We start from the raw sequence: 19,603 nt of genomic DNA, 5'->3' as shown, positions 1-19,603 counted from the left end.
GTGCGCTTCGTTGTACCTGCCCTCGACCTTGAGGATGAGGATAGTATTATCTTCTCCTTGGTATATGAGGCAGGAAAAGTTGCCATATGGTGAAGTTGAACTATGTTACCGACCAAAAAACATCGCATAGCTCTGATTTCTGTTGATGGAGATCCTGCTGCAGAAATTGGACAGGAAGAGGCTGGGGGACAAAATGTCTATGTGCGTCAAGTAGGTCATGCGCTTGCTCTGCAAGGTTGGCAAGTGGATATGTTCACTCGCCGAAGTAGTGCAGAGCAGGTTGCGATTGTGCAACATGAACCTAATTGTCGAACTATTCGGTTAAAAGCTGGACCTGCTGAGTTCATAGGGCGAGATCGCTTATTCGAGCATCTGCCTGAATTCATTGCAGAGTTCCAAGCATTCCAGCAGGAGCAAGGATTCCAGTACTCTCTGATTCATAGCAACTACTGGCTGTCCTCTTGGGTAGGTATGGAACTGAAAAAGCAGCAACAGTTGATTCAGGTACATACCTATCACTCTCTAGGAGCCGTCAAGTACAGCGCTGTTGCTGATATCCCGGCAATTGCTACCAAGCGACTAGCTATTGAAAAAGCCTGTCTGGAGAGTGTGGATCGAGTTGTTGCAACTAGTCCTCAAGAGCAGGAACATATGCGAAGACTCGTTTCCACTCAAGGGCAAATAGAACTGATTCCCTGTGGGACTGATGTCGATAAATTTGGTCCAATTCCACGAGTTGCGGCACGGCAGGAGTTAAGAATTGCACCTGATGTCAAGATGGTTCTCTACGTTGGTCGCTTTGATCAGCGCAAGGGGATCGAGACACTGGTGCGAGCCATTGCAAGGTCTAGTTTGCGGGATCAAGCTAACCTACAACTAGTTATTGGGGGTGGAAGCCGTCCCGGTCACAGCGACGGGATCGAGCGCGATCGCATCGCAAGCATCGTGGCTGAACTTGGACTGGAAGATTGCACAACCTTTCCAGGTCGCTTAAATGATTCTGTTCTTCCCTTCTACTATGCAGCCGCAGATGTGTGTGTTGTACCCAGTCACTACGAACCTTTTGGTTTAGTTGCAATTGAGGCAATGGCTAGTCGGACTCCAGTCGTGGCTAGTGATGTTGGAGGGTTGCGGTTTACAGTCGTACCTGAAATCACTGGATTACTCGTTCCTCCTAAAGATGAAGTTGCTTTTGCCAATGCTATTGACCGCATTCTGACCAACCCAGATTGGCGAGAGCAATTAGGTGAGGCTGGTCGGCAACGTGTAGAAATTGCCTTCAGTTGGCATAGTGTGGCATCCCGATTGACTCAACTCTACAATCATCTGCTGGCTCAAACCATACCCACAAAGGAGACCAAATCTCAAGTGGCAGCTTAATTTCTACAGCTTTGACCAAAACAGTTCTGAGGAGCCAGCCGCGTGCGGAGGTTCCCTCTGAAGAGAGAGATTCTGCCATTTGCCACAGCCATCAGGCAGAATCGCCCCCAAACATTACAAAACAAGCCTCTACCCTTTTACATTAGGGAGTTATCAATATGCTAAATATCGGAGATTACGCACAGCATCAAATGACGGGGCAGATAGGTCAAGTTATCGGTTATGGGCATCAAATACTTCATGGAGTCTATCTAACGACCCTAAAAGTACGAGCAACCAACAACAAGGGAAGTCGTAATCGGAGCAGATTCATTGAGGATGTGCATTCCGCATGGGTGTTAGCAGAGCCAACAGAAATTTCTAACATTCTTTGCCCACAGTCAGCCGAAAGCGGATTGGCACTGCAAGCTTAATGAGCTTTTACAGCGTTTTTCATATATTTGAACCACAATCTTTGGTAGGGGCGTAAGCGCAAAGCGCAGGCTCCTTCATGTGTGCAGCGTGCCCTTTGGGCATACAGCCGTTCGCCCTTACAGTGTGGTCTTCTATTTACCCGGAAATTGCTGTAAGATACCAGCATTACTAAAATAGCAGGCAAAGCCCTTGGGCTTTGCCTGCTATTTGTATAGTTGCTATGTTAACTCTTGCACTGATGGCACTTGTCACCAAATCGGTGTTATCCCTCTTGTGTCACTTTCCGAGTATTGTGACAAGTTATTGCTGGGATTCAATCATTTAATTGCTGCAATGAATCAATTTAAACCCGGTTTTGCTTCTGGATAATTTAACTTAACGTGAGTTCGACGAACTAAAAAACGGCAGGAGGCAGAGCAGGCAAGTCTTTTGGGTAAATGTCAAGTGAGGGTTTTTTCGGTAGATAAGTATAAGCAGCCAAACCTGCCATCAAATTGACTAAGAAATTGAAGACACTACGGTGCCGAGAGCATTCTATTTGGCACAAATTGCTGTTCAAAAAGTTTTTGGGAGATATAACCTCTATCTCCAAATAGTTTACCAATCAAGTCCTTGGTCATGTCTGGAACTGGTTCTCGGTCAAAGTCCTTCGGACACGCTTCGCGAACGACATTTGCCGGAGTTAGTTTGAATGCCAGCAATTGTCCCTGGTCGTTGATAATCAAATGGAGTTTAAAGCCGAAGTGCCAACCCACCGAATTTTTGCCCCATTTAACTAATCCTTTAAAGACCTTGTGTGCATGAGCACGGCATCATTCGTCAGTAGGTTGTTAGATTTGAACAAGCTTGGGCAGTGTGATACACTTTTAAGTACTTACTTAGCGTTCTTAATATTGATTAAAATTTGAGAATAATCTCTTTTACAGAACTCTATTACTTCGTGGTATATTATTGATTGATTAATCAATCAATAAGTTTGAATATGCCTCCACGTGATGAGCAAGACTTTGAGAATCGGCGACAGCAGATTATTGACGGTGCTTTGCAAGTCTTTGCTAGCAAAGGCTTCGAGAAGGCAACCAACAAGGATATTGCTGTAGCAGCGGGAATTGGCTCACCTGGTTTGATATATCACTACTTTAAGGATAAAGGCGACTTGTTTCGGCAGGTGGTTGAGCAACGCTTACCAGTGTTGCAATTGCTGACTCATAGCCAGGAGGACATAATGAGCAAACCACCACAAGATGCGCTCACTATCTTTGGACAAGCCTTTCTCAAAGTCTTGGAAAACCCTACCTCTATCGCACTGATGAAGTTACTGCTTTCTGAAGCTTTCCGGCAACCTGGGATTGCCGAGATGTTTAACACTATTGGACCAAGTCGTGCGATCGCTTTCTTAACTCGCTATCTGGCAAAGCAAATGTCGGCTGGAGTACTCAAACCAATGGACCCTGCTGCTGCAGCCCGTTGTTTCACTGGTCCTCTGATTGCGTATATGATTACCCGTGAAGTCTTTCTACAGCCTGATGCTCAACAGATCAGCTCTGGCACGATGGTAGCAACTGCTGTCGAAATTTTCCTACGAGGCATGGCTTCAATTCCTGATAGGGATTCAGGCATAATAAGCACTAGCACCTCAGATATAAGACCACATTCCACGCCGCAAGGTGTATTTGATTTGCATGAAAACGGCTACAAACAAGCTTGAAAACAAAATTTTTTAGGCATAAAGTTGATTAATCAATCAATCAATTTAAAAATTTCCAGAGTTCATCACCACCCATGGAGTCGTTATGACACAAACGCAGACAGAACCTTCCAATGACTCTAAACAGGCTAGCAGCAGTCTTGTGAAAGAGAAACAACCCTCCCAGCAAGAGCCGTCACCACAGAAGCCTCGACGACATATTCCCAAACCAGTGCTGATTTTGGGTGCGATCGCACTCCTTGGAGGAGTAGGATACGGAATTCACCGTGTCTTTTTTTATCAACCTGAGCCTAGTGGTCTGTTTTTAAGTGGGCGGATTGAAGGCTACGAAACCGATGTATCTGCCAAAATCGGTGGCAAAATTGCCAACGTAGCCGTCAGAGAAGGAGATTTGGTCAAACCCGGTCAGTTATTAGTGCAAATTGACGATGCTGAGGTGAGTGCCCAACTGCGGGAAGCCGAAGCTAAAATCCGTTCAGCCCAGGAAAGTTTGAAGCGTTACCGCCAGCAGCTACCTGTGTTGGAAGCCCAGTTGCAGCAAGCTAATTTGACCACGCAACAGGTCAAGCTAGAAAGTCAGGGTAAAGTGACGGAGGCTGCGAACTCTCTAGCTGCATCTCGTGCTGACCTAGTTCAAGCCCAAGCTAACCTGAAGCTGGCACAAGCAAGACAAAGACGGTACAGCGACTTATATGCCCAAGGCGCGGTATCAGCAGATACACGAGATGAGTATAACAATAGCGCGGCAACAGCCCAAGCCAGCGTTAATGCTGCTCGTCAGAAAGTTCAGTCCGCACAGGGAACACTGACTCAAGCTCAAGCGACCCTAGCCAATACACCGATTAAAGCTGCCGCAGCATTAGAGATTGAGAAACAGATTGTCCAAGCCCGCACTGATATTGCCAAAGCGCAGGAAGATGTCAACGATTACCAAGCACAAAAACAAGAGATTCAAGCAAAATTGAATTACTTGGTCATTAATAGTCCACTGGCTGGTAGCGTCATCACTCGTTCTGTCGAACCAGGCGAAGTGGTTGCAGATGGCGCGGCGTTGCTGACAATAGTGAATCTCAACAATCTTTACCTGCGTGGCTTTATCCCAGAAGGAGAAATTGGTAAAGTCAGACTTGGTCAGCGCAGCTTGGTTTATTTGGATGCCTTTCCCAAGCAGCCCCTAGAGGCAACAGTAACTCGGGTAGACCCCAAAGCCAGTTTCACTCCAGAAAACACTTATTTTAAAAAAGACAGGGTAACTCAGGTCTTTGGCGTAGAAGTTACCCTGAAAAATCCCCAAGGTTTTGCAAAACCGGGAATGCCTGCTGATGGTCAGATTCTCCTACCAGAAACACAGCAAAAGCGTACTTCTAATCCGTTACCTCTGGCGTGGAAATTCCAGAAATAAGCCCACGCATATCTAATTTGCATATTGCAAATGACATATTCTCCTCTTTTTGTGTGTGCCTAGTTAGTTAAAAAAGTCTTAAATACCCTCCCAATAAACTTATGACAGCAACTCTCCAGGCAGGTAATAAACAACAGCATACCAATGCCCCTGTCATTTCCATCCGGGATCTACGGCATTGCTACGGCAAGGAAATTGAAGCTGTAGCAGGCATCAATTTAGACATTTATAAAGGAGAGATTTTTGGACTCATTGGTCCTGATGGAGCAGGCAAAACCACAACATTTCAGATTCTCTCTGGTGTAATGCAACAAACAAGCGGCATTGTCGAAGTCTTGGGTTCAAATCCCAGGGATGCGCGCTTGCAAATGGGCTATCTCACCCAGCGCTTCAGTCTTTACTTAGATATGAGTATTGCTGAAAATTTGCGATATGCTGCGGGTTTGCGCGAGGTGAGTGACGCGGCGTTCAAAACCCGCAGCGAACACTACCTAAAATCGCTGGATTTGGCACAGTTCAAAGAGCGTTTAGCGGGACGACTCTCAGGGGGAATGAAGCAGAAACTTGGTTTGTGCTGTGCCCTAATTCATCAGCCGCAAATCTTGCTATTAGATGAGCCAACAACAGGTGTAGATCCAGTTTCGCGGCGTGAGTTCTGGGATATATTAGCAGAACTCGCTGTGACTGAAGGGATGACAACAGTCGTTGCCACACCCTACCTAGATGAAGCAGAGCGCTGTTCGCGCATTGCTTTGATGTATGAAGGCAAAATTCAGCAGTGTGACACACCTACTCAAGTGAAAGCAAGTTTGGGTGTACAACGCTTAGAAGTTTACTTGCCTGTAGCAGAGCTTGACAAAGCAGCAGACATACTGAATAGTCATGCCGATATACGGGATTTAGTTTCTGACGTGCAACGCTTCGGCGATCGTTTGGACGTGCTGACGGCACAGCCGAAAGAAACCACTAACAGAATTCGACGCATCTTAGAGCAGCAACAGATTCAGGTTGCAAATTTTGCAACCGATAGCCCAACTCTAGAGAACACCTTTGTTGCCCGCCTGCGGGAACTCAAAGGTGAAAATTCTATAGATGACTACCCGCAGATTTACAACACAGGAAAATCATCACAGACGGCAATTGGGGCGGAAAACCTCAATAAAGTCTTTGGGAAATTTCAGGCAGTCAAGGATGTCAATTTAGATATCAAATATGGCGAAGTCTTTGGTCTATTAGGGGCGAATGGTGCTGGGAAGACAACCACAATCAAAATACTTTGTGGTTTGCTGCCAGCCAGTTCTGGAAAAGTAAGCCTAGCAGGGGAAACAGGTCAGTTGCGTAGTGCCGAAGTTCGTCAAAAAATCGGCTATATGTCCCAAAAGTTCACCCTCTATGACGACCTAACGATTGGACAAAACCTGGAGTTTTACTGCGGTGTTTATGGCATACCCCGTCGCTATCGACGCGCAAAGAAAAACTGGGTACTGCAAATGAGTGACTTAGTGGGTCAAGAGGATAAACTGACAGGTGACTTACCAGGCGGTTGGAAGCAGCGGGTGGCTTTTGGCGCTGCGGTGATGCACGAACCGAAAGTTGTGTTTCTCGATGAGCCAACATCCGGTGTTGACCCTCTAGCACGTAGACAATTTTGGCGCTGGATTAACCAATTTGCCAGTGAAGGCATGGCGATACTGGTAACGACCCATTACTTAGAAGAAGCCGAACAGTGCCACCGCTTGGGGTTCATGGTGGCGGGAGAACTCGTGGCACAGGGAACTCCGCGCCAAGTCAAACAGCAGCAACCTGGGCAATTGGTGGAATGGGAGTGCAGTCCACTACAAAAGGCTTCGGATCTGCTCAAGCAGAAGTTGGAGCGCAGGCAGGTGTCTATTTTCGGTTCGCGTCTACATACTATCTTGGATGAGCCGCGCACAGAGATTCCTCAAGTTGAAAATTGGTTGCAAGAGGCTGGGGTAAAAGTGCAAAACCACCGAAAGATTGGGTTTTCTCTAGAGGACGTGTTCATCAATGTGGTGGAACAGGCGCGACAGCGCGGTTTAGATACACCAGCTTAGGAGAAGAGCTTATGACGGTACGACCAAAACGCATCTTTGCTCAGACTATCAAAGAACTCACCCAACTCGGACGCGATCGCCTGACATTGACACTGGCATTGGGGTTGCCATTGATACTGTTGCTTCTATTTGGCTTTGCCGTGTCGCTGGAGGTGAACAAAATTAACCTTGCCATTCAGGATCTAGACCGTACACCCAGCAGCCGCGAGTACATTGCTACCTTTGAGCGCACCAACAAGTTCAACTTGGTGGCACAAGGACCAGAGATTGATGTTCCCCGATTACTGGATCAAGGCAAAGTATCGGCTGGTTTAATTATCCCCCTAAAGTTTGCCCGCGACTTGCAGCGCTCAGGAAGCAACGTCGAAGTGCAAGTTTTGTTAGATGGTACTGATAGCAACACTGCTAATATTGTCAGGGGCTATGCCAAGTCGATCAACAATGCTTTTGTAGAAAATCTGCGCGGTACTACTTCGCAAGCCGTAAATCTTCAATCTCGGTTGTGGTACAACCCCGGTCTAGAAACTTTGGAGTATATTGGTCCAGGAGCGATAGCTATTACTGTCACGCTGTTTCCGGCACTTCTCTCTGCCTTGGCAACGGCAAAAGAGCATGAACAGGGGACTATCCTCCAGGTTTACTCATCTAGCCTAACAGGTACAGAGTACTTACTGGGGAAGGCAGCTGCATTTTGGCTAGTAGGCATGGCGGAGGTGTTGTTAGTCAATTTGGAGGCTTGGCTGTTCCTTGGTCTGTGGTTTGCTGGCGACCCCACACCTATGATCATAGGTTCAATGCTTTACATTGCTTCTGGAGTGTTTTGGGGCACCTTTGTAGGCAAGGCGACCCAAATGCAGAGTGCAGCTATCCAGGCTGTTTCTTTCACCGCCTTCTTGTTGTCACTCCAGTTATCTGGCTATATCTATCCAGTAGCTAATATTCCTATAGCCATCCGTTGGATTTCCAGCATTATCCCAGCTCGATACTACATTGAGTTAACTCGCGATGCCTATGTTCGCGGTGTAGGCTGGATGGGAGTCTGGGTTGCAGTGTTGGCTTTGGCACTCCTGACAGGTTTATTTTTCTTCTTGGCTTGGCGCAAATTTCAGAAAATGCAATTGGGGTCGTAGATGAATGGTAAGTACTTAGTACAGCTTTGCATGAATTCGTGGAGTTTTAATTTGTAGTAAGTGCTTTAGCACTCTTCGTGCTAACTACAAACGATATGCATCATCTTCATTTCGTTACTAACTTTTGCAATCTTGTACTTACTCAGGACAGCAACGGAGACTAAAAGACCGAATGACGTAGAGCAGTTTTATGATTCATTATTCAACAAAATTGATATGAGAGACAGACTTGCAGGTCTTTTCGACAAAATATTGAGCAGCCGCTTCTGGGCGTTATTCCAAAAAGAATTCGCTCAGATATTTCGTAACCGTCGGCTCGTCATTCAATTGTTGGTGCCGCCCACCGTCTTTTTGATGTTATTTGGTTTTGCTCTCAGTCCTGACTTTCAAGACCTCAGGGTTGGCATCACTAACTACAGCAATAGCAATGCTTCTCGTGAATTTATTGAAATCTTTCACCAAACGGATGCTTTTGTTATTAAACAGTACTATGCTGACCAAGAGGAGATGATTACCGATCTAGCAACAGGTAAACTAACAGTCGGCATCATTCTTCCTCCAGAATTTACTGATGACATTGCTCGTAGGCGTACAGTCGAAGTTCAAGCGCTGTTCGACGCTGTCGATGCCAACACCGCCAACGTTGCCTCTGGCTATCTTAACCAATTAGTCAATGACTATAACTCGCGTCAACGAGATCAACGTAGCGCTACTTCTACGACTTCTAGCACTGCACGAACTAAGAATCAGGTAGAGCTTCAAACAACGGTATTCTACAATCCTGGACTGGAAACTACTTGGTTCATTGTCTCGGGAATGTTCGGGGTTTTGCTAACGGTTATTGGTTCCCAAGCTGCTGCATCTTTGGTGGTACGAGAAAAAGAAGCAGGGACTATTGAGCAGCTAGTCATGACTCCAGCATCCAACATAGAAGTTATCCTAGCTAAGGTCAGTCCATTACTTATTTTGCTCACCTTTGATTTTTTCATAGCTCTTAGTATAGCGACGTTGGTTTTTGGTTTGCCACTTAGGGGTAATTTAATATTTTTCTTAATTGTTGCTGTGCTTTACTTCTTAGTAGGTATTAGCATTGGCATCTTGATTGCTTCCTACTCAAAAAGCGAACAGCAGACACAGTTAACAGCATTCTTTGTCAACCCACCACTCGTTCTCCTATGTGGAGCAACCTCCCCAATTTCTTCTATGCCCACAGTCGTGCAATGGCTCTCTTATTTAGATCCTCTACGCTATTTTGTCGAAGTTAGTCGCGGAATCTTACTTAAAGGGGTCGGCATGGAAATGCTTTGGCATCAAGTGCTAATTTTGCTGATTTTTGCGACAGTACTGATGAGCTTGAGTATCCGTCAGTTCCGACGGCAGTTAGGTTAAGGCATTAAGTATTTTTAACTCTTAGTACAGCTTTGCATTAATTCGTGGCGTTTTAATTTGCAGTAAGTGCTTTAGCACTCTTCGTGCTTACTCCATAAAGTTTGCATCATCTTTATTTTGTTACGAACTTTTGCAATCCTGTACTTAGTAAAAACACAATACGTTACTTTTGATGAGATTTGTGGCAGCATTTTTACACTCATCAGCCGCAAGGTTGAGGTTTTTTTATTCCTAAAACTCCTATAAGTTTAGGAGTTTTAGATATCACATTAAATTGAAAAGCCCTGCTTCTGTAAAAGAGGCTAGGTATTTGTTCTCTAGGGAATTCACCCAAAAAACGGGTTGAATTACCCAAAAAAATTTAATTTTCACCGCATAATTGGTTAAATTTGAGAAAATTAAATCGGAATCGAGATCACCTGATATAAGCGCTATGCCTACAACGCACACTTAAATTTTTGAGCTTCATACTGTAGGTGACTTAAACAAGGGCTTTACAGACCAGTGTTTTCACTGATGCCTGCGAGGCTCTCACGTTAGTCTATCTCTTGAAGCTGATTTCCATTTGCCAGTGCTTTACTAAGAAATATTATAAGTTTCAATCAATCTGTGGAATTTGGTTGTTTGGATGTTGTCAATCTAAGGCGCAATATTGCTACGTATCTTGTGGCATATGAGCAGTGAAGTGGCGGAACTTCCAGCAATCGGACACTCGCTTAAACAAGAATCTGGGAGTGCAAGCCACACAGCCTTTTTTAAGTAATTCTTCAGCCTAAGAACGTTCTTTGGAGGAACGTATGAAGGGAGAAAATCCGACAGCATCAGAAAGTTCCATCGCGACGCTCACATATCACGTCACGGCACTTCAAATAACGATTTATTTCAATAAAGAAGGAGATCACGATCACAACGGCCTCATCTTCGCACTCAGCGACAACGTCCCGATTCTGAAATATATCCGGGCATTGGGAAAAGCCGACTTGCTCCAGGGAGCAGGCGACCATGGCGGACACGAAGATACACCGGAAAAATGGTACGAGCAAGCGAGGGCGCGCGCCGAGAAGATCTGTGTTCCCCTGCCATCTAGCCCTCAGGAAGCGCGCCAGCCGCACCCCCTCGTGCGTCCGCTCGTGCTGCGCGCACGGAAAGGAGACCGCCTCCAGGTGGAGCTTCACAACGAGATCCAGGGACGTCGCGTGGGCATTCACCTTGTTGCAGACGGCTACGACGTGAAGACGGACGATGGCTCTCACGTCGGGAAGAACACCTCCAGCCTGGTGGCACCAGGCGATTACCGCACCTACACCTGGCAGTGCCTGCACGAGGGCGTCTTCCCCTTCCATGACGGTGGAAACTACTCCGGTGGCGAAGAGGGAACAAACGTCCACGGTCTCTTTGGCGCACTGGCGGTGGAACCGGAAGATTCCATCTGGCGCGATCCGGTGACGAACCGCTGTTCCGTAGACCAGAACGGGAGATTCCAGGAACTGGACGGACTCTACTTGGACATTCTTCCTCCAGGAATACAGGCGAACGAGACCGCCCCCTCCAACACCACTCTGGACAACCACAAATGGCCCGCGCCCGTAGAATATCCCAATTTTGATTGCGAGGCACATCGCGAGTTCGTCATCTTCTTCCATGACGAGCCGGAGTTCCAGCCGCCCCACGGGAATCTGGAAACTAGCCCGTGCGAAGAAGGCGGTTCCTTCAGGGGCGGTGGGCACGCGGGCGGTCATGGCGGGCATACTGACAACCTTCCGATTATGCCCATCTCCTACCGCTCCGAGCCAATGATCAACCGGGAGCGCATCCTTTGGCAGCTTCTGCGCGAAGGGCATTTTCTGAAGCGACCTGTCCTCAATGAGGAACAGCATCATAGTTCCTGGATGTTCGGGGACCCCGCCACACCCATCCTCAAAGCCTACATTGGCGATCCGATCCGCATCCGACTCTTGCATGCTGGGGTCAAAGAAACCCACGTCTTTCACCTTCACCTTTACGAGTGGCATGCCGTGCCGCAGGATAAGTGTTCCCCGCGCATCGACGCCATCTCCATCAGCCCCCAGACTGGGCACACTATCGAGCTAGTGTGGGGCGCGGGCAACCGCCATCAAGTAGCCGGGGACGTTATCTGGCACTGCCACCTCTACCCCCACTTCCACGAGGGAATGTGGGGCATGTTCCGCACGTTCGAGACGCTGCAGGAAGGAGAGGGCGGTGACGCTCTCCAAAGCAGCAGCCCGATCTACGCCGACCGCCGCATCGGCCGCTATCCGGACGGTACGCGAATCGAAAAGTTGTTGCCGCTGCCAGGTCGCAAACCACCACCCCGACCCACACCCACCAGACCGGGCTACCCGCTCTACATCCCCGGGGAAGTACAACAGAAGTCACCGATACCGCCGTGGCCGCTTCGTAACACGCCCATGCCAGCAGATTTCGATTACCGACCTGTGCCCACAGACCTGGAGCAGAACGCCTTCAACAATCAACCCGTACCAGGGGAAATCTTTACTCGCAACCCCTTCGCTAAACAGCAGGACGAGGAGTGGAAGGAGAATCCGAACTTCGAGTGGAACGATTCGCGCGAAGTCAGCCATGACGTCGTCGTGAAACGGAAGAGAATTGAGTACAACCGACACGACTGGCACGACCCGGACGGTCATCTTTTCTACCTGGCTGCAGAAGGAGACCCGGATACCCGCCCCGGACCGAAAGAGCCGCTCTTCTTCCGAGCGCAGCACGGCCAGATCCTAAACCTCACACTGACCAACCGACTGCCGCGAGCGATCGCGGGCACGCCGTTCGACCCGCCGTTTCCTCCTTGCCCAAGGCTACCATGGGAAGGTGAATGTGCCATGCACGTGCATATGGTTAAGTTCGACCCCATTTGCGGCGACGGCGCAAGCGTGGGCTGGAACTATATAAGTGGTCCCCGCTTTGACAAAAAGATGGTCTACCGCTGGTGGACAGATCAGGAATTCGGCACCATCTTCTTCCACGACCACCTCTTTGCCAATTACCGACAGAAGCACGGTCTCTTCGGCGCCCTGATCGTGGAGCCGAGCGGCGCAAAGTTCTATGACAACTTCTCCAACCGCGAGATCGTTAGCGGCTTGCAGGCTAGGATCAAACTCCATGAAAGCGTGCAGACCAGGGTCTCACGTGCGGAAGGACTTCCGGACACGAACTGGTTCCGCGAGTTTTGCATCGGTATCGGGGACTTCATCCCGATGTTCAACCGCGCTGGAGAGCCGCTCAACCCGCCAGACCACCCGGGTGGTCACGGGGACCAGGGGGTGATGGCACTGAACTACCGCAATGAGCCGATCCGTGAGCGCGGCGGCGACCCGGCGTTCTGGTTCAGTTCCTGGCACCACCCCGATCCAGACACCACGAGGTTCGCAACGTTTGCCAACGACCCGATCTGGATTCGGCTGGTGCAGGGTTCCCATGAAGAGCAGCACAGCTTCCAGATTCACCGGATGCGCTGGCGGCGGTTCCGCGTAAACGTCGATTCGCCTATCCGGAATCAGCAGACACTTGGCATTGCGGAGGCGTTTACCTTCATTAACCACGAACAGTTCGGTCCCGGAGACTACCTTTACAAGCTCTCTGGGGCGGACGACCTGTGGCTGGGCTGTTGGGGTCTGATTCGCGCCTTCGGGGAATCCGCACCGCCATCGGAGACCGGGGGTCTGCGTCGGTTGCAAGATGAAGATACAAGAGCAGGGGAGGAGACAGCTGCCGCTACAAAAACGGATACCGTGACAGCCGGGGCGGAGGCGTCCGATCCGGTAGCCGCCGAGGTCGAAGCTGCTCCGGAAATGGAAGTCCCGCCCGGTGCTAGTGTTCGCTCCTTCCACGTAGTTGCAGAACCCCGACGGCTGGTCTATCGGGAGCCGGATCTGGTAGACCCGTTCGGGCTGGTCTACCGACTTGTCTCAGTAACCTCTCCGGACGGAACCCAATACTCTGTCCCAACTCTAACTACTCCCGAACCCCTCGTGCTGCGCTGTCGCGAAGGGGAGTGGGTGAAGGTGAGGGTGGAGAACCGTCTTCCCGAACACCTGCGACCGGAGCCGTTTGCGCCGGAAGTTCCGGTGGAGGAGCGTGACCCCCGTACCTTCCGTCCGGAGCGCCCCGTCTCTAGCCACGTCTCCCTGCACGCGGATCTCCTGGAGTACGACGTCACCCAGGATGATGGCGCCAATGTGGGCTTTAATCCGCAGCAGACAATCGCACCAAAAGATAGCCGCACCTACACCTGGCACGCCACCCGACCCCCCGGCTCCAACGCCGATGAGCCACTCGGTCCGGTGCTGCTACAGGATATGGCGGACTTCCGCAACCACCGCCACCATGGTTTGATTGGCGCGCTCATCGTGGAGGCCAAGGACGCCACACCGTTGGCAGTGGGCGAGAACGAGGCGACCGCCGGTGAAAATGCACCGGAAGCATGGCATGGCACGCGGGCAACAATCCTTAGCGGCAAGGAGCGGAGCGAAGAGATCGTCCTCTTGCTCCAGGATGGGTTGCGTCTTTACCTGAACGGTAACATCAACTTCCCGATTCCTGATATTCCGGCAGATCCCGGCGAAGACGAACCTGACACCGAAGACCAAGGGCAGAAGGGGTTTAATTACCGCACCGAGCCTGTGGGGCCGAACGACAATCTGGGTTGTGGTTCCGGAAACTCTAGGGATTGGCTAGCGATCGCCAACCCTGCCACACCTTTGTGGCGCGTGCCTGTGGGGAAGACGATACGCTTCCATCTGGTAGGCGCGTGCGACAAGCCGCGTAACCACAGCTTCACCATCCATGGCGTCACCTGGCGAGAATGGCGGTTCCTCTCCCCTCAGAGGCAGCCGAGGGTTGCCTCTGAGTCGGCTATCAGCGGCGGCACAGTCCGCACCTTTGAGTTCATCCCCGAGTATACGGGCGACCACGCCTACCGCAGCGGCGTGCTGAAGTGGGCTGTCTCGCAAGGACTCTGGGGAATCCTACGAGTCGTAGGGGATACCGATATATCTCGATAGGATTAAAGCGCTAATTCACAATTGCTCGTTGAGAATCTCATCAAAATTATCTATTTTTTAGCTTGATTATCTATTTTTTAGGTTCTTCATCTTTAGAGAAAAAAATTCTTTCAAGCATACTAGTTATATGCAAAAATAAAGATTATTAAAAGAGATAATCTTTATTTTTGGCACTGAGATTTGAGCTAAACTCCTGTGCAGAAGCTGTTCTCAACGCCTCTAAAGATTGAAAGCTAAAACCCAATCAATAGGTTAAAAATTCTTGGGGGGAACTCAGATTTCGAGTTAGTTGGAACAGCCGATGCCCATCGCCTACGATGTCTGGACTGTCATATTCTCGATACTGCCTGCAATTGTCGCTTCTGGAGGCGCGCTTTTCCTTGCCAGTCGCCGAGTCTTGGATGTGCAGCAATTGCTTATAGGAGGTGTGTTGATGGGTCTTGGGATTGCGTCGATGCACTACATTGGCATGGCAGCAATGCGGATGGACGCAAACACCGAATATGTTTCTGTTGTCTAGTTCTTTACAACAGACTGTCGAAGTCACCCAGCAGTTGCAAGCTTCTGTTGCTGTCTTCAAAACTGAATAGGCACTGCTACAAGATGTCAGAAAAGTTGGTTAGCTGCAATCTAAAAGTATCAGATTGCGGTTTTTCCTATTAATAAATAAGAGTTCTTTTAATAAAAATTAACTAAATATAAAGCAACATTTCTTTTGTTTTTTGGAGTTATTTTCCTACTTTACCAGATTAATTGGAATAGAAGAGAGGATAAATTCTACTTTTCCTAGTTACTAGAATTCGTAACCTTTTTGATATAAAATTTATAGTTGAGAGTTCAAATGGGGATATAAGCCGTTAAACCGCAGCAAGGAGAGTTCCGGGTGCGGTTTTTTCTTATTTTAAGAATCCATGGCAAGAAAGTTTTATCAACAAAATGGATTTATGCCTAAATGATATTTAGGAAAAAAATGTCAACAATAAGCCGCAGACAAGAGCCAGTAACATTTTGCGTAAATTCTAGTAGAGGTTCAGAGAAAACACAATGGAGAAATTCAAGCCAGATTATGGGGATAATTCCTCAGATGAATTTGTTGCTGACTTAACCAAAGAATTAAGATTTTTAGGGTTTTCCTAGATGGAAAACCCATTACACTGATAATTGTTTTACATTACTAGATTAACGAGAACCCAGTAACCGACAAGCACGAGAAAAACGCTTAACCACAAAATTGGTCTGTTCATAAGCAGATGTTTTAGAGTAGATTTTTACTGCTTTGGAAAATACACGGTGTAGGAATTAGGCAATAGTGCAGAGCTTTTTCCCTACGATTCACTTGCTTGTGATATTAAAACCACAAGCTAATCGCTATTTCCGAGTTTTTATCAAAGTTTCCTCAAACACTACCAGTATCCGTAGGACTTCTAGCCTTGGGTTCTGGCTCATCAACCACAATATTCTCAGTGGGTAATACTATATTAGCGACATTAACTATATTTTGCAGGTAAAAAAAACTTTATATGTGTATATGTGTCAATAGTACAAGTTTCAAAATTCTTTAAAAAAGGTTATTGACAAAACCGTAGATAATGAAACACAAACCTTTTTCTATTTCTCTTGATGTATTCTCTTAGAAGTAGAAATCCTATTTATGGCAATATCTACTTCTCTTGGATAAACTGTAATCGTTCAATAGAAAGAAGAAGTTAAATTATTTGTTACTCATTAAAGACATAATTTCATTGGGTAGATAAGAACTTCCCTACTTAAGATAGACAGAAAACTTCTAGATAAACATATAAAGTTCTTATTGAATTCTTACTAGAATTTGTCTGCTTTGTTTGCAAAATTAGCTCTCATATTAAATAGCTGGAAATGCTTAATTAGTAAGAGAGTATCCACTTTTAATTTAAAACTTACTTGTTAGGAGGTTTTTGATGCGGATTGCCCAAGTTGCTCCACTCTGGGAAAGAGTACCACCTCCAGCTTACGGTGGTATAGAGTTAGTTGTTGGACTTTTAACTGATGAATTAGTAAGACGTGGACACGAAGTCACGCTATTTGCATCGGGAGATTCCATCAGTTTGGCAAAGCTTGAATCAGTTCATCCCTGTGCTCTACGCCTTGATCGGACTGTGAAAGAGTACAGTGTATATGAGATGCTGCATTTAGGTCGTGTGTATGAACAGGCTGAGGAGTTTGACATTATTCATTCCCACATGGGGTACACTGCATTGACCTACGCCCGTCTGGTAAAGACACCCACTGTTCATACGTTGCACGGGATTTTTACCCCTGACAATGAAAAAATGTTTAAATTTGGAAAAAATCAACCCTACATCAGTATTTCCGACGCACAGCGAGAGCAAAGGCTAGGGCTGAACTGTATAGCGACAGTTTACAACGGGATTGATGTCAGCAGCTATAAATTTTATGCCCAACCGGAAGAGCCGCCTTATTTGGCGTTTCTAGGTCGGATTTCTCCAGAGAAAGGAACGCACTTGGCAATAGAAATTGCTAAACAAGCAGGCTGGCGTCTGAAGATGGCGGGTAAGGTAGATGTCGTTGATGTGGAATACTATGAAAAAGAAATTAAACCTCTAATTGATGGCAAGCAGATTGAATATTTAGGTGAAGCCAACCATGAGCAAAAAAATGCATTAATGGGCGGTGCGGTAGCAACCCTATTCCCCATTACTTGGCGGGAACCGTTTGGATTGGTGATGGTTGAATCAATGGCATCTGGTACCCCAGTGATTGCGATGAATTTGGGGTCTACACAAGAGGTCATTACCCACGGCAAAACAGGTTTCCTCTGCAACAGCGTTGAAGAATGTGTGAGTGCTATTAGCAAGGTTGAGGAACTAGACCGTTCTACTTGTCGAGAGAATGTCTGTAACCGTTTCAGCGTTCAGAACATGACGGATGGCTATGAAGCAGTTTACCGAAAGATTCTGGCTGAACGGTTTGCTCGGAGTAACGGACATTTCCGCAAGCCAGCTATTTTAAGCAACAGCTCCCTTTAGGGGGATTGGAAGCAATAAGAGCGTACAACAAAGTCATTTTTGAGCGTTGCATATTTGTGGGGTGATTGACAGTGAGGACATTTCTTCCCTCTATCATGCAACGCTTGAGAATCAATCTTTTATCTGCCCTCTTCCATCTTCCTAATAAACAATTAAACTCGAAGCTCAGATATCTGAGCGTAGTATCTTTTAAAGAGAATTGCCCCTAAATTAGTAAGCAAACAAGTTATTGCCAGCCACAGCAAAATATAGGTGGGAGCCATCACCACACCAATCATAAACCAAGTATATACATGCAACACCATCATTAATGCAAAGATGCTAGCAATTCCGGCTGCTTGCCATATGTGATGTGACGGACGACGGAGTGCGACAAAAATTATGCTCAACAATGTGGCAAGCAAATTGGCTGGCACCAGAAATGCACAAATACTCACACAGTTGGCGCGGGAGAACTCAGCTAAGCTGTTAAGGTCAAGCATCAATTCTTGGGGATAATGTCAACATTTTGTAAGACAGTTAACACACTTATTAAATAGCGAAACATACCTTAGTATACACATTTAATAAAATAACGACTAAATTAACATAAGTTTAGACAAGTAAACTATTTTTATCGTTCAAGGCGGAGAAAGTACAGCTAAATCCGTAATACATAAGCTTTCATGAAAACTTCTCCTATAATATTTTAAGTTAAATTTCACTCTCACAAGTTTAAAAAAGTGTGAAGTAAGAAATCAAAATTCTGATCAGCTTTGATGTAGGATAAGCGCAGAAAATATGCTTGATTTCCTCCATGTCCGATCGCACATACGCCATTCTGGGAACTGGTGCATTAGGCGGATTTTACGGTGCTAGACTGCAAAAAGCTGGGTTAAATGTCCACTTTTTGCTGCGTAGCGACTACGAATACGTCAGCAAGCACGGTTTAGTTGTTGAGTCTGTTGACGGCGACTTCACCTTAGGGCAAGTCAATGCCTACTGCGATGTAGAAAAGATGCCTCAATGTGATGTCGTAGTCGTGGCGCTCAAGACAACGCAAAACCATCTGCTGCCAAAGTTGTTACCCCCTATTGTTAAGGATGATGGGGTTGTACTGGTGTTGCAGAATGGACTGGGAGTGGAGGCGGAAGTCGCCCAAATTGTCGGTAGTGATAGGCTTATTGGTGGGTTGTGCTTTCTGTGTTCAAATAAAGTAGGACCAGGACATATCCGCCACTTGGACTATGGACAAATCACCTTAGGCGAATATGCCGCTGACTATTATGCAGCTGGTATTACAGAACGGATGCGGCAAATTGGCGAAGATTTTGAAAGTGCTGGTATTCTTATTGAATTAACTGAAGACTTGCTGCTGGGGCGTTGGAAAAAACTGGTATGGAACATTCCCTACAATGGGCTTTCTGTCATTCTCAACGCTACGACAGCGGAATTAATGACAAATGTTCACACCCGCAAGTTAGTGGAACAGCTGATGTATGAAGTGCTGACAGGGGCGAAGAATTCAGGGCGCATTATCCCTGATAGCTTCATTCAAAAAATGCTCGATTACACCGTAAAGATGAAGCCCTACCGTACCAGCATGAAAATTGATTATGACGAACGCCGCCCCTTGGAGGTAGAAGCAATTTTCGGCAACCCGTTACAAATGGTACAAGCCGCAGGTGTGAATTTACCGCAAATTTCTTGTTTATATCGGCAACTCAAGTTTTTGGATGCTAAGCAAAAAGGGGAATAAAGGAGATGGAGAGAATTATCCTCACTCCAAACTCCTCAACCTTTAACGGGCGTTGCTAATGAACACTACCAATCGAGTTTCAAAGTAAAGGCGCAGAGAACTAGTGAGAGAACTAGTGTTAGTTGTTGATTTTTTTCACGACGAAAATTCTTCAGCAACGCCCTTTAACGCAATGACTCTGAAATCACAGCTACTGCTAGCAAACACATTGACACTCTCACCTTCACAGGCTTCGCCTGTGAAGGGAGATTCTTATATGACAATGAAAAAATATTTGAGACACTGAAAAGAGCACTTGA

12 protein-coding genes and 1 pseudogene are annotated in these 19,603 nt (G+C 47.1%); 11 read left to right on the top strand and 2 right to left on the bottom strand.

All coding sequences use genetic code 11. The features are described 5' to 3' along the window. The first annotated feature begins 102 nt into the window (after nucleotides 1-102). On the top strand, nucleotides 103-1,380 hold the full coding sequence (locus MAS10914_RS0123700) for a glycosyltransferase family 4 protein (RefSeq protein ID WP_017318430.1): 1,278 nt from the start codon (nucleotides 103-105) through the stop codon (nucleotides 1,378-1,380). 158 nt (nucleotides 1,381-1,538) lie between these two features. Further along, on the top strand, nucleotides 1,539-1,793 hold the full coding sequence (locus tag MAS10914_RS0123695; RefSeq protein ID WP_017318429.1) for a hypothetical protein: 255 nt from the start codon (nucleotides 1,539-1,541) through the stop codon (nucleotides 1,791-1,793). 398 nt (nucleotides 1,794-2,191) lie between these two features. Here MAS10914_RS0123695 and MAS10914_RS36780 read toward each other — a convergent pair. Beyond that, nucleotides 2,192-2,606 (bottom strand): annotated as a pseudogene (locus MAS10914_RS36780) (transposase); the annotation flags it as partial. A 170-nt stretch (nucleotides 2,607-2,776) separates the two neighbouring features. Between MAS10914_RS36780 and MAS10914_RS0123685 the strand changes: the two are divergent. From MAS10914_RS0123685 to MAS10914_RS0123645, 8 genes are all read left to right on the top strand, one after another. After that, a complete protein-coding gene (locus MAS10914_RS0123685; protein WP_017318427.1) occupies nucleotides 2,777-3,502 on the top strand; it encodes a TetR/AcrR family transcriptional regulator in 726 nt (241 codons plus the stop codon). A gap of 85 nt (nucleotides 3,503-3,587) precedes the next feature. Continuing rightward, nucleotides 3,588-4,904, top strand: a complete 1,317-nt coding sequence (locus MAS10914_RS0123680) for an HlyD family secretion protein (protein ID WP_017318426.1) — start codon at nucleotides 3,588-3,590, stop codon at nucleotides 4,902-4,904. Between the two features lie 101 nt (nucleotides 4,905-5,005). Next, nucleotides 5,006-6,979: an ATP-binding cassette domain-containing protein gene (locus tag MAS10914_RS0123675; RefSeq protein ID WP_017318425.1), complete on the top strand. Its 1,974-nt coding sequence runs from the start codon at nucleotides 5,006-5,008 to the stop codon at nucleotides 6,977-6,979. Nucleotides 6,980-6,990: 11 nt separating this feature from the next. Then, entirely contained in the window at nucleotides 6,991-8,109 is a 1,119-nt protein-coding gene (locus tag MAS10914_RS0123670) for an ABC transporter permease (RefSeq protein ID WP_017318424.1), read from the top strand. A gap of 216 nt (nucleotides 8,110-8,325) precedes the next feature. Further along, a complete protein-coding gene (locus MAS10914_RS0123665) occupies nucleotides 8,326-9,498 on the top strand; it encodes an ABC transporter permease (RefSeq protein WP_017318423.1) in 1,173 nt (390 codons plus the stop codon). A gap of 797 nt (nucleotides 9,499-10,295) precedes the next feature. Next, on the top strand, nucleotides 10,296-14,540 hold the full coding sequence (locus tag MAS10914_RS0123660) for a multicopper oxidase domain-containing protein (RefSeq protein WP_017318422.1): 4,245 nt from the start codon (nucleotides 10,296-10,298) through the stop codon (nucleotides 14,538-14,540). 301 nt (nucleotides 14,541-14,841) lie between these two features. Then, nucleotides 14,842-15,060: an MHYT domain-containing protein gene (locus MAS10914_RS0123655; protein WP_017318421.1), complete on the top strand. Its 219-nt coding sequence runs from the start codon at nucleotides 14,842-14,844 to the stop codon at nucleotides 15,058-15,060. Between the two features lie 1,417 nt (nucleotides 15,061-16,477). Next, nucleotides 16,478-17,566, top strand: a complete 1,089-nt coding sequence (locus tag MAS10914_RS0123645; protein WP_017318420.1) for a glycosyltransferase family 4 protein — start codon at nucleotides 16,478-16,480, stop codon at nucleotides 17,564-17,566. 152 nt (nucleotides 17,567-17,718) lie between these two features. Here the strand turns inward: MAS10914_RS0123645 and MAS10914_RS0123640 are convergent, their stop codons facing one another. Further along, nucleotides 17,719-18,048 carry a hypothetical protein gene (locus MAS10914_RS0123640; RefSeq protein WP_017318419.1) on the bottom strand — a complete coding sequence of 110 codons (330 nt, stop codon included), beginning with the start codon at nucleotides 18,046-18,048 and terminating at the stop codon, nucleotides 17,719-17,721. A gap of 314 nt (nucleotides 18,049-18,362) precedes the next feature. Here MAS10914_RS0123640 and MAS10914_RS0123635 point away from each other — a divergent pair, with 314 nt between their 5' ends. Next, nucleotides 18,363-19,304, top strand: coding sequence for a putative 2-dehydropantoate 2-reductase (locus MAS10914_RS0123635; RefSeq protein ID WP_017318418.1), 942 nt, complete (start codon nucleotides 18,363-18,365; stop codon nucleotides 19,302-19,304). Nucleotides 19,305-19,603: the final 299 nt, after the last annotated feature.

Origin of the sequence: Mastigocladopsis repens PCC 10914, from assembly GCF_000315565.1 — a bacterium.
Lineage (GTDB): Bacteria > Cyanobacteriota > Cyanobacteriia > Cyanobacteriales > Nostocaceae > Mastigocladopsis > Mastigocladopsis repens.
Note: the sequence above shows the minus strand (reverse complement) of the source record. Positions and strands in the feature narration are given on the sequence as shown.

Bases quoted from the DNA above. Each gene is read 5' to 3' on its own strand.
- MAS10914_RS0123700 (WP_017318430.1), top strand. From the start codon at position 103: ATGTTACCGACCAAAAAACATCGCATAGCTCTGATTTCTGTTGATGGA.
- MAS10914_RS0123645 (WP_017318420.1), top strand. From the start codon at position 16,478: ATGCGGATTGCCCAAGTTGCTCCACTCTGGGAAAGAGTACCACCTCCA.
- MAS10914_RS0123695 (WP_017318429.1), top strand. From the start codon at position 1,539: ATGCTAAATATCGGAGATTACGCACAGCATCAAATGACGGGGCAGATA.
- MAS10914_RS0123660 (WP_017318422.1), top strand. From the start codon at position 10,296: ATGAAGGGAGAAAATCCGACAGCATCAGAAAGTTCCATCGCGACGCTC.
- MAS10914_RS0123680 (WP_017318426.1), top strand. From the start codon at position 3,588: ATGACACAAACGCAGACAGAACCTTCCAATGACTCTAAACAGGCTAGC.
- MAS10914_RS0123655 (WP_017318421.1), top strand. From the start codon at position 14,842: ATGCCCATCGCCTACGATGTCTGGACTGTCATATTCTCGATACTGCCT.
- MAS10914_RS0123635 (WP_017318418.1), top strand. From the start codon at position 18,363: ATGTCCGATCGCACATACGCCATTCTGGGAACTGGTGCATTAGGCGGA.
- MAS10914_RS0123675 (WP_017318425.1), top strand. From the start codon at position 5,006: ATGACAGCAACTCTCCAGGCAGGTAATAAACAACAGCATACCAATGCC.
- MAS10914_RS0123665 (WP_017318423.1), top strand. From the start codon at position 8,326: ATGAGAGACAGACTTGCAGGTCTTTTCGACAAAATATTGAGCAGCCGC.
- MAS10914_RS0123640 (WP_017318419.1), bottom strand. From the start codon at position 18,048: ATGCTTGACCTTAACAGCTTAGCTGAGTTCTCCCGCGCCAACTGTGTG.
- MAS10914_RS0123670 (WP_017318424.1), top strand. From the start codon at position 6,991: ATGACGGTACGACCAAAACGCATCTTTGCTCAGACTATCAAAGAACTC.
- MAS10914_RS0123685 (WP_017318427.1), top strand. From the start codon at position 2,777: ATGCCTCCACGTGATGAGCAAGACTTTGAGAATCGGCGACAGCAGATT.